1 pseudogene is annotated in these 990 nt (G+C 53.1%); it reads right to left on the bottom strand.

Features of this window, described 5'->3' with window-relative positions:
* Nucleotides 1–48: 48 nt before the first annotated feature.
* Nucleotides 49–822, bottom strand: a pseudogene (locus A3730_RS06320) (ABC transporter permease).
* Nucleotides 823–990: the final 168 nt, after the last annotated feature.

Below are 990 nucleotides of genomic sequence, written 5' to 3'. Positions count from 1 at the left end.
CCCGTCCATGGGACTGGCTTTAATCATAGCCGGATTTAGCCGGTTTCGTTAGTGCCGAATACCGGTACCACGATGCAGCAACCACAGCGCAAATAAGTAGAAAGCGATCACAAACGCCAGAATGGCCCCCAGGGAAGCGTATACATTCACGTCGCTCACGCCCAGCACCCCGTAACGGAAGGCATTGACCATATAGACGATGGGGTTGGCAAGGCTCACCGCCCGCTAGAACTCCGGCAGCAGATCAATGGAATAAAAGACCCCGCCCAGGTAGGTCAGCGGTGTCAGGATAAAGGTGGGGACAATGGAAATATCGTCAAACTTGTTGGCGAAAATCGCATTGATAAAGCCCCCCAAAGCAAACAATGCTGCCGTGAGAATCACCACCGTGATGGTGATAAAAACGTGCTGCATGGACAGGTGAGTAAAGAACAGGCTGAGCAGGCTGACAATCAGTCCCACCAACATGCCACGCACCATACCGCCGACAATATAGCCGTTGAGAATCACATGAGACGGCATCGGCGACACCAGCATTTCCTCAATGGAATGCTGGAATTTGGTGGAAAAGAACGAGCTCACCACATTGCCGTAACTGTTCTGGATTACGCTCATCATGATCAACCCCGGCACGATGTACTGCATGTAATCGAACCCGCCCATATCGCCGATACGACTGCCAATCAGGTTGCCGAAAATCACGAAATACAGCGTCATGGTAATCGCTGGCGGCAGCAGCGTCTGCGGCCAGATACGGGTAAAACGGCGAATTTCCTTGGTTACCAGGGTCAGAAATGCCACCCATTGCTCACGAGCACTCATGATGCTTGCTCCCCCGGCAGGTTCTGCTCGACCAGCCGCACAAACAATTCTTCCAGCCGGTTTGCCTTGTTGCGCATACTCATGACGTCAAAATCGAGCCGCGCCAGCTCCACAAACAGGGTATTGAGGCTTTCGCTTTTCGGCACCGCCACTTCCAGCGTCTTGGCA

The sequence above is a fragment of the Alcanivorax sp. HI0044 genome (genome assembly GCF_001634945.1).
The sequence above is the reverse complement of the archived record's forward strand: the minus strand, read 5'-3'. Positions and strand labels throughout refer to the sequence as shown.